This window comes from Leptolyngbya sp. FACHB-711 (assembly GCF_014695615.1).
Taxonomy (GTDB): domain Bacteria; phylum Cyanobacteriota; class Cyanobacteriia; order Elainellales; family Elainellaceae; genus Leptolyngbya_A.
Genome location: NZ_JACJOR010000110.1, coordinates 1 through 6,944 on the forward strand (window position 1 = coordinate 1; position 6,944 = coordinate 6,944).

The 6,944-nt window shown below is 47.9% G+C and carries 5 protein-coding genes; 2 read left to right on the forward strand and 3 right to left on the reverse strand.

All coding sequences use genetic code 11. The annotated features are described in order from the left end of the window. Positions 1 to 836, reverse strand: an 836-nt coding sequence (locus H6F80_RS03450; RefSeq protein ID WP_199296348.1) for a hypothetical protein, incomplete at its 3' end; no start/stop codon positions are given. A 350-nt stretch (positions 837 to 1,186) separates the two neighbouring features. Here H6F80_RS03450 and H6F80_RS03455 point away from each other — a divergent pair. Continuing rightward, positions 1,187 to 3,565, forward strand: a complete 2,379-nt coding sequence (locus H6F80_RS03455; protein ID WP_190790217.1) for a tetratricopeptide repeat protein — start codon at positions 1,187 to 1,189, stop codon at positions 3,563 to 3,565. 56 nt (positions 3,566 to 3,621) lie between these two features. On the opposite strand, the gene H6F80_RS03460 is transcribed toward H6F80_RS03455, so the two are convergent. Then, a complete protein-coding gene (locus H6F80_RS03460; protein ID WP_190790218.1) occupies positions 3,622 to 6,165 on the reverse strand; it encodes a CHAT domain-containing protein in 2,544 nt (847 codons plus the stop codon). Between the two features lie 69 nt (positions 6,166 to 6,234). Continuing rightward, positions 6,235 to 6,615: a hypothetical protein gene (locus H6F80_RS03465; protein ID WP_190790219.1), complete on the reverse strand. Its 381-nt coding sequence runs from the start codon at positions 6,613 to 6,615 to the stop codon at positions 6,235 to 6,237. Positions 6,616 to 6,700: 85 nt separating this feature from the next. Here H6F80_RS03465 and H6F80_RS29365 point away from each other — a divergent pair. After that, positions 6,701 to 6,944: hypothetical protein (locus tag H6F80_RS29365; RefSeq protein ID WP_206755028.1), on the forward strand; the 244-nt coding region annotated here is incomplete at its 3' end.

The following is a 6,944-nucleotide window of genomic DNA, read 5'->3' on the forward strand; positions in this document are numbered from 1 at the left end:
CACTGCTGCACTTTGATCTTGATGTAGGGATCGAATGTTTTGCTTAGCTTTTCGTAATTGAGAATACAAAGGCTCAGCTCAAATAGTTCTGCGTTGGTTAGCTCAAAATCCCCCGACGCCGACGCTACTGTCCAGAACTTCTTAATCTGATTCAGCACCGCTGGATTGAGAATCTCTGACTGAAGCGGTTCAGAGAACAGAAATTGAATGCGCTCGGCGATCGACTGATGCGTTAAACCAATACTTTGATTTGCCGCCATCAGCGTGACATAAGGGAATGCCCGCGATCGCACCACGGCTTCCAGATCGTTAATCAAGCTATTAAAGTTGGCAAATCCGATGTCAGGTAGGCTTGCCAGCATCGACGTAATGCGCTGAATTTGCTGCTCCCGACTAGATCGATTAAGCGGTGAAAAATTGGGCTGAGAGACAGGGCAGAACCCGGCAGCTTCTAACAGGCGATCGGCTCCCTGCTGCCGAAACTGATGGCGCTTTTGTTTAGCGGTCTCAGAAATCTTCTTATGCTCCAGTAGGGCGGGATCGGTGAGGAAATCCCACAGCTTAACCAGATTGGCGCGATGAATCGGCAAACTGCGCTTCTCTGGAGCCTGCATAAACGACACAAGCGGCTGACGGCTAATCTGCAACCCCTGCGCCAGTTCAACATGGGTGGCTTCTAGATCGGCTTTAAGCTGCTCCAGCACATCGTGGAGCTGCTGCCACAATCGCTGCTGTTCCTCGTCGTATTTATTCGTTCCATACCTATTTACTCCGTTATTCGTTCCATGATTTGTCTCATATTGATTCGCCCCCTCATGACCGTTCTGCTTGCTCATAGGTGAGGCATCCTATAAAGAAGATTTATAGAAGGTGTCCAATAAGCATTTTGAGTGAAACCCGCGCCCAACCTAAACGGAGCCAGAGTTTCGTTACATCATGCCCTGATTACTACCAATTATCGTACAACCTGTCTGTCAGAACGGCGTCTTTTCGATTGGTTGTCTACCAAATAGTCAGCCACCTGCCATTTTTGGCTAAGAATTGGCAAAACTCCGCAAAGAAAATACCTGGCTGTATATTGCGTCAACAGAAAGTTCGTGTAAACTTAATATTAAAATTTAGCTAAAAGCGACTCAGGCACTTGACAGGTTCGCATCGGTGCTGCATCGCTTATCCAATCCTGCTTATGTCAAAAAAGAAGCGCGATCGGGGTCACGTTCTTACCGCAACGGGATTACAGCGACTTCAGCACGCTGTCCGGCAGTGGGAAAACGATCGTGGCATTCGCTGCACGCAGGAGTGCATCAGGGACTTAACCTGCCATGTTAAACCAACTGGGCTGGATCAAACGACGATTCGCAAAATTTTTGAGGGTAAGGTCGGGGTCGATTCCAAATCCATTTGCTGTTTGTTTCAGGCGTTTAAATTACAGCCTCAGCCCAAAGTTGATTATGACCTGGCGAATCGGGTGAACTCCCACTCCAGTGCTGATTTTGTGGGTCGGGAAAGGGCGATCGCGAACTTAAATGAGTGGGTGGATCAGGGTGCAAAGTTGATTGTGATTCAGGGAAGGGGCGGGATTGGCAAAACCACTCTGGCGCGAAAATTCCTTAAGTCCCAGGGCTTGGAGCCGATTCTGAAGAAATGGATGGCGATGGAGCCAGAAAATATTACTTCCGTGGAGAGCCTGGTTGAAGAATGGCTGCGCCGATACTTTGACGAGGAACCGGGGCGAGAGTTTGGCATTACGCTCGATCGCTTGCGATATCAACTCAGTCATTCCTCCCGTCGTGTGGGCATTTTGATCAACAATTTTGAAACTGCTCTGGACGGTAGCGGTAGACTGATCGAACCCCATCGACGCTATTTAGATTTACTGCGGGTTTTAACCGATCCAGAAATCAATTGTCTGACCTTTATCACCAGCAGAGAGCGTTTGCGGGATACTGTTCAGGTCGAGCATTACTCGCTGAAAGGAATTGATCCAGAAGCGTGGCAGCAGTTTTTTCAGGAGCGGCAGATTCAGTCCACCGCTGCAATCGCCATGATGCAGCAGTTCTATGGCGGTAATGCTGCAGCTATGCAGATTTTGAGAAGCACCATTATTCGCGAATATGAAAAAGATGCAGCAGCCTATTGGAAAGAGAATCAGAATTCCCTGCCCGGTGAACTGAGTGTTTTAATCAACACTCAGTTCGATCGTCTGAAAAAAGTGAGCGACGAAGAACACAGGTTGCTGTGTCGGTTGGGCTGCTATCGCTATCAGGATGTGCCTTCCGTATCTATCGACGGAGTGCTATGTCTGCTATGGGATGTGGAAAAATCTCAGTGCCATCGTGTGGTGATGTCCTTACAGGAGCGATCGCTGCTGGTGTGTCATAAGAGTCGATACTGGCTACATCCTGTAATCCGCCACGAAGCCATTGAACGCCTGCGTGCCACCGGAGATTGGGAACGGGCAAACCGCGAAGTGGCAAACTATTTCAGCCAAAGCATCACCAGCGTTAAATCTTCCGAAGATGCTTTTGGGGCACTGGAAGCCTACTATCACTACCTTGAAGTGAATGACTGGATCGCCGCTGCCGATACGCTCCAGGCCAAACGTCCCAATCTGGACGGCACCAATGAATCGCTGGGGCGATCATTTTACAAACGCGGTTTGCTGAAACAGATGACCAATGCCATCCTCAACGTGGTCGATCGACTGCCGATAGAAGCCTCGTTTCACCCGCAGCAACGCATGGAACAGGCACACCGCAAAGCGAAGCTTTATCACACCTTGGGTGCAATTAACTGGCTGACTGGTAATATTCATACCTCGTTGCAATACTGTGAGAACGCAAGAAATCTCGCTCATGCTGCGCTTGCCCAACACCAGCACACTGTCCCGACTAGTGAGATTGTGACCAAATTGAAGCTCATCGAAAGCAATGCACTGCTGACCACAGGAATTTGCAGAATTGGACTCTGGGAACTGGAAACTGCCCTCTCTACGCTGGAGACTGCCCTGAAACTCTGCCAACCCCTCGGTTGCGAGAAGTACAGTCTATCTTTCTTGTTCTACATTGCCTTTTTGCAGTCCTATCTAGGGCAACCGGAGGAAGCAAGGGCGATCGCTGATTATCTCTACAGCCGCTGCGAGCCGCTCTTGGACCAGAATTTTCCGTCCTGGCTCACCGAGTATCGCCTGTCCTATCTGGCGCAAACCTACAATACCCTTGGATATTGGGAAAAAGCACTCCTGCTCTGCGATCGCTCAATTGCCTGCGCGGACAAGAACTTACATCCGCAGGCGAAGGGCAAAGCCTATAGCTGCAAAGCCGAAATTTACCGCCAGCAGCAACAATTTGATGAGGCGTTCCAATATCATGCTGAGGCGATCGAGATTGCCCGCGCACTGGGTGCAAAGCACGATCTGGCTGAAGCTTTCTATCAACAGGGATTGACTTATCAAGAAATGAATCAAATGGAGGAGTGCAGCAGAAGTTTTGAGAGAGCCATCCAGCACTTTGATGAGATTAAAGCACCAAAGCAAGTAGAACGGGTGAGAGCAGCCATGAGATAGAGCGTAGCCAGACCTGATCACTCTGGTTCTATCATTTCTCGATCGGTCTAATATTTCTACAGTCCATTCCCAATTAGAATGAACGGTGCCCAGTAGTAAGGATGGGTTAACTGCTGTGCGCTGATTTCGGGCAAATTCCCTGCGTTACGTTCTCGAATGAGGGCGTTCTCCAGCTGAAGATTCCCCTGTCCTCGAATTAGCGCGATTTGCGCTTGCTGAAGCGTTTCGGCTTTGGAGCGGTTGGCTTGCTGGAGGAGGGCATAAAACTGGCTCATGAGCACTTCTGTGCCACCATCATCCACTGACCATAGGGAGGCGATCGTGGCTCTTGCGCCAGAGTTCTGCACCTCATAGCCAAATCCCAGGATTTCTATGCCCTCCCCCAGTTCTTGTCCCATGTTGAGTGTACTCACTGCCGTTTGACAGCCACTCAGTACCATTAAGTCCACATTGCGTAAACGCAGGGTGCGAATCTCACTCAGATCGATCGTATCTCCATTGCCCATGACGATAAAGGAATCTTCGGGAGAGCCGGTGGTGAAGATGGCATGGGTAGCAAAGTGAACAATGTTATAGCTATTTAGAAATGGCAGCGTAGAAGCCTCGGTAAACTCCTGATTAATAAGTTGGCGAGTTTCCGGAAAGAGGCTGGCGATCGTCTGAACTTCCACTCCGGCAAAGGGTAAGCCCCTGAAGGGTATGGGGGATTCTCCGCTGCGACGAGCGATCAGATGGCGACCCTCGGAGTATGCGCCTGCAAGAATGCGGGGGTTGGGGCGAGGGGGTGTATTTAAGTTCGTCAGGCTGACGGCAGTAATTTGATTAATTTGATAGTTTTCGACAAACCATTGCTGACCGTTATGGAGTGCGGCGAGGGGGATGTAACGTAGCTGGCGATCGGGCGCATAGATGATCACCTTCGCTCCAGATTCGTGCAGGAAGGATTCGATCGGGCGAATCAGCCAGTTGTAGAGCTTGGCGGCGTTGGGTTTGGGATCGGATTCATGGTTTTGCAGGTCGCGCAGGAAATCGGAAATGGTCTGATTCAGTTCAACTCGCGTGACGTCAACGGTTTTGTGCAGTGGCTCAAGATTGGGCGAGAGAATGACAAGTTCGAGGCGATCGTCTAGCACCAGGGGATAGAGGAGGACGGCATCGGGACGAAGCTGCTCCAGATTTGACCCAAGCTGATCGAGATTGTCTAGATCGAAGACTTGACGAGCGTTGAGTCGGAGGCGTTGCAGGGCTGCCTGTACATCGGGCAGATCAACAAAACGATTAAAAGTAGCTTGAATTTGTCTACTTTTCTGGTCAAGTTCGATGAGTTCTGCTCGCTGTTCCGGGGTTAAATCTTCTGGTGGAATGGCTTCGAGTTCAGCAAGTCGTCGTCCCTGCTGCAACAGGGTTTCAAAGGACGCAAAGACCCGCTGCTCTGCCTCCCAGAGATACACTCCCTGCAACGTCTGCTCTGTACCGCGAACGCCTCGCCGCAAATAGTCCTGAATTTCTTGCACCTTCAGCAAATCTAAGACCTGCTGCGCTTCTAAAATCCGATCCTGCTGAATTAATAAAGCCGCTAATTTTCGATAGGTGTCTGCGATCGTATTCGTGTAGAATTGCTGCTGTTCGATCGGCAATCCTTGAATTCCGCGCCGGATTTCTTCGGTAATGTTAACCGATCGTTTGTAGAAGACGATGGCAAGTTCAGGTTGATTTTGTTGGACGAGGAGACTACCCATGTTGCTGAGAGTTAGGCGATTAGAAGCACGATCTCCGATTGCAGTTGCAACTACCAACGCCTGTTGGTAAAACTCCCAAGCCCGGTCGAATTGCTTCAAGCCAACGTGAACTTGCCCTAAGCTATCAAGAGTGTAGATTTCTCCAACCTGACCCCCAATTTCTTCAAACAGAAGCAAGGCTTGTCTCAGGAGAGCCAGCGAAAGCTCAAACTGTTTTGAGCGGTAGGATAAATAACCCAGATTATTGAGAGCGTAGGCTTGACTAATGCGATCATTTGCTGTGTTCGCCACAGTTAAACTTTGCTGATACAAGTTTTCTGCTTCAACATATTCACCAAGCAAATCGTATGAATAACCCATGTTGAGTAGGGTTGTAGCTTCTCCAATAAGGTCACCTATCTCCCGTAGAATAACTAAAGCTTGCTGATAAAACTCTAATGCTCGAGCGAGCTGACCTAAATTTGCATAGAGCAAACCTAAATTATATAAAGCGTTTGCTTCATTAGAACGAAGTTGATCTGCTTGCGAAATAACTAGCGCTTGTTGGTAACAAGTCAACGCCTGATCATACTGCGCCAAAGAATAGTGAATTAATCCCAAATTAATTAGAGTTGATGACTCCCCAGAACGATCACCAAGAATTTGATAATTGTAGAGAGCAGCTTGAAGACTTTTTAATGCAACTTGAAACTGTCCGTTTGAATATTGCCGCACTCCTGCATGAAATAGCGTATCTACTTGAGCTTGAGTGAGAGGGGCCGGCTTACTGGAAGCAGGCGGGTAATTCTCAGCAGCATAGGTTACAGTAGCTAAGCCGCAAGAGAGGATTGCAATAATCGAAGCAACATTAAATACCTTCACATAACTTCTAACTAGGCTAGAGTATCTTCAGCAATAGGACTTCTTCTGCTGTTCATTCAAACCCTAAAATTAATTGAATCGGGGTCTTTGAGGTCTACGTCTAGGCTTACCTACAGGTCTACCCACCCCACCGGGAGCCTCATCAGGGGGTCCTTCTTCTCCTTCTATTAAATACCACGATGCCTCATCAAAATTAAATAAATTATTTTCGGTAGGACGGTTCTCGCTAGGCAGTAAAGCAATTCCTTGCTGGTAATAGTTCTTTATTGCTTGAGCGCAAAGAATATTACCAATATTAATGAGACAAGCCGCCTGCCCTTCAGTATCTCCCTCATTTTCATAAAGCTGTTTTACTACCTCACATAGTTGTATAGCTTTATCAAACTCTCCAGCATTACAAGCTTTGAAGGCTTCGTCTAGATTTTTTTTAGCCTTTTCGGAAGATGACATTTGCTCTTCTCCTACAGAATAGAAATTTACATCAACAGCATAGCAGTTAATTCTTTCAGCACATAACCCAATTTGGACATTGAAGATGAAATATTGCCAGTATTTGCATGAAGTAAATATACAAAAACCTCACAGTAGCTTCTGTGTAAAAGGACAATCAGCTTACTTTGTAGTTCTTCATATTGATACACTTGGTAGTAGTCTCTTGTCTCAACAAATTATCCCTCTTTTGTTACTACGGCAGAAGAAAAGAGATTCAAGTCCCATCAAGCTGCTTTCAGGTCTGGGATTGGAAGAATCTGGAAGGTGTCCATCCAATCCATTAACTG